The 2,619-nt window shown below is 64.1% G+C and carries 4 protein-coding genes; 3 read left to right on the forward strand and 1 reads right to left on the reverse strand.

Features of this window, described 5'->3' with window-relative positions; all coding sequences use genetic code 11:
• Positions 1-27: 27 nt before the first annotated feature.
• The gene (locus AC1DS3_RS37545; RefSeq protein WP_477129240.1) at positions 28-1,101 is read right to left on the reverse strand and encodes an MBL fold metallo-hydrolase; all 1,074 of its coding nucleotides are present in this window, start codon (positions 1,099-1,101) and stop codon (positions 28-30) included.
• A 198-nt stretch (positions 1,102-1,299) separates the two neighbouring features.
• On the opposite strand from AC1DS3_RS37545, the gene AC1DS3_RS37550 reads away from it, so the two are divergent.
• The 3 genes from AC1DS3_RS37550 to AC1DS3_RS37560 form a co-directional block, all read left to right on the forward strand.
• Positions 1,300-1,734, forward strand: a complete 435-nt coding sequence (locus tag AC1DS3_RS37550) for a MerR family transcriptional regulator (protein WP_441641638.1) — start codon at positions 1,300-1,302, stop codon at positions 1,732-1,734.
• An 85-nt stretch (positions 1,735-1,819) separates the two neighbouring features.
• The gene (locus tag AC1DS3_RS37555) at positions 1,820-2,278 is read left to right on the forward strand and encodes a PaaI family thioesterase (RefSeq protein WP_477129241.1); all 459 of its coding nucleotides are present in this window, start codon (positions 1,820-1,822) and stop codon (positions 2,276-2,278) included.
• Between the two features lie 51 nt (positions 2,279-2,329).
• Positions 2,330-2,619: acyl-CoA dehydrogenase family protein (locus AC1DS3_RS37560; protein WP_477129242.1), on the forward strand; the 290-nt coding region annotated here is incomplete at its 3' end.

A 2,619-nucleotide genomic window follows, 5' to 3' on the forward strand; every position in this document is an offset into this window, starting at 1 on the left:
GCAAAAGCAAAAAGCCACCAGTACCCCCTAAACCCTAAACCTAACAATCCCATCCCCCCCAATCTCCCGCCTCACATCCCCCGCATGCCACAACACATGCAAGTGCGCCAGCGCCTCGCCCATGGCAAACGTCATCTGGTGAATATCAAACTKCCGGTTGAAAATCACGCCGACGATGTCATGCGCGTTGCAGGCTTTCTCCACGCAGGCCGCCCGGGTTTCGGCAAGCCGCTCCACATGGTGCTCGCGTAGCTGCTTGATGCGGATATGCAGATTCCGGAACGGCCGGCCATGCGACGGCAGGATCAGCACGTCTTCCGGCAGCGGCTCGTACTTGCCCAGGGAGTCCAGGTATAGCTTGAGCGGATTGGCTTCCGGCTCCATGTCGAACACGCTGACATTGGTGGAGATGCGCGGGAGCACCATGTCGCCGGAAATCAGCACATTCAAGGCGGCGTTGTAGAGCGCTACGTGCTCGGGCGCGTGCCCGAAGCCAGTGATCACTCGCCAGCCGGACCTGGCCGGGTCGGTGCCGATATGCACGGTATCGCCGTCCATCATGCGGCGGTACTGGGTGGGCAGGTCGGGCACCAGCGACGGGTAGTAGCTCTTGCGTGCGCGCAGCTTTTCCAGGCTGTCGGGGTCCGTCAGGCCGTGGCGGGCGAAGTGGCTGGCGGCGAAGTCGCCGCCGGCGTTGGAGCCGGCGCCGCTGCCGCCGCCCATCACGCGGGCGTTCATGTAGTCGCCCAGGCTCATCCACAGGCGGGCGTCCCAGCGCTTGCACAGCCAGTGCGCCAGCCCGATGTGGTCGGGGTGGCAGTGGGTGGCCAGCACGCGCAGCACGGGCAGGCCGTCGAGCTCGTTGGCGAATACGGTTTCCCAGTGCGCCTTGATGGTGTCGTTGGTGACGCCGCAATCGATGATGGTCCAGCCGTCGCGGCCTTCAAGGCGGTCGCGCACCAGCCACAGGTTGATGTGGTCCAGCGCGAAGGGCAGCGGCATGCGCAGCCAGTAGACGCCGGGCGCCACCTGCTGCCGCGCGCCGCCTTCGGGCAGGGTTTCGCCAAACGGGTATTGGAGTTCGTGTTCGAGTGCGTTCATGAGGAGTCTCTCGGGTCTGAAGCCCTGTGCGCGCGGTGCCGCGCGCAGGCGGGCTTTCTCGTTGTCACGGTTGCATATCGCGGTTGCCAGCGGCCTTGCTTGACGCTAACGTTAACGTCAATTGGAGCGGGCTTTTTCCATCTTAAGCGAAAACTTCATTCCATACCGAACGACCGTTCACTTTTTTACCGGGCCACCATGCCAGACTCGCCAGCCACGCCAACCTACACCATCACCGATCTCGCCCGCGAGTTCGACGTGACGCCGCGTGCGATCCGTTTCTACGAGGACCAGGGCTTGCTGTCGCCGGAGCGCGAAGGGCCGACCGGGCGCAAGCGCGTCTATAACGGGCGCGAGCGCACGCGCCTGAAGCTCACCGTGCGGGGCAAGCGCCTCGGGTTGACGCTCAACGAAATCCGCGAAATTCTCGACCTGTACGAGTCGCCGCGAGACACCGCGCCGCAACTGGAGCGCTTCCTGCATTCGCTGGCGCATCACCGCGGCACACTGGAGCGCCAGCTCGAGGACCTGCAGGCGCAGCTTGCCGAGATCGATCAGTACGAACGGCAGTGCCGGGAGTTGCTGGCGACACATGCGTGCGAAGTGCCACCGGCCGTGGTGAAAAGTGCCTGATGGGCCATTATTTCAGTTTCCGTATTCGATTTGATTGACGTTTACGTAAACGTCAATAGAATAGCTTCTCAAACAAGGAAAGCCCATGCCCCAAGCTGTCGATGCCACGCCGTTGTCCGCCGAGCGCGCGGATGCCATTGCCACCAGCTTCTCCCGGCAGGGCCTGATGACCACCTTCGGCGCGGCGCTGACGCGGGTCATGCGCGGCGAGGTGGAGATCGCTATGCCGTGGTCCGAGGGCGTGACCCAGCAGCACGGCTTTTTCCACGGTGGCGCCGTCKGCGCGCTGGCCGATAGCGCCTGTGGCTACGCCGCACTGTCGATCGTGGGGGACGGCGAGGCCGGGCTGACCGCCGAGTACAAGATCAACCTGCTCTCACCCGCCCAGGGCGAGCGGCTGGTGGCGGTGGGCCGCGTGCTCAAGCCCGGCCGCACCTTGATCGTGGTGCAGGGCGATGTGTATAGCGAGACCGCTGGCGTGCGCAAGGCGGTGGCCACCATGCTGATGACCTTGTGCGTGGTGCGCACGCTGGACCACGTCTGACCACAAACGACAAATCAAGAAGACCAATACCGATACCATCAGGAGACCGCCATGATCGCAACGGCTGAGCTGCCAGGCCTGAAATTCGAGTTGGGCGAAGACATCGAGATGCTGCGCGACACCGTGCGCAACTGGGCGCAGGCCGAACTGGCGCCGCGCGCGGCGGAGATCGACCGCACCGACCAGTTCCCGATGGATGCCTGGAAGAAGATGGGCGACCTCGGCGTGCTCGGCATCACGGTGGCGGAGGAATACGGCGGCGCCAATATGGGCTACCTGGCCCACATGATCGCCATGGAAGAAATCAGCCGCGCCTCGGCGTCGGTCGGCTTGTCGTACGG

The organism is Cupriavidus sp. 01L46, assembly GCF_056399905.1.

Excerpts from the sequence above, each read along its gene's own strand:
- AC1DS3_RS37550 (WP_441641638.1), top strand. The coding sequence starts at position 1,300 with ATGCCAGACTCGCCAGCCACGCCAACCTACACCATCACCGATCTCGCC.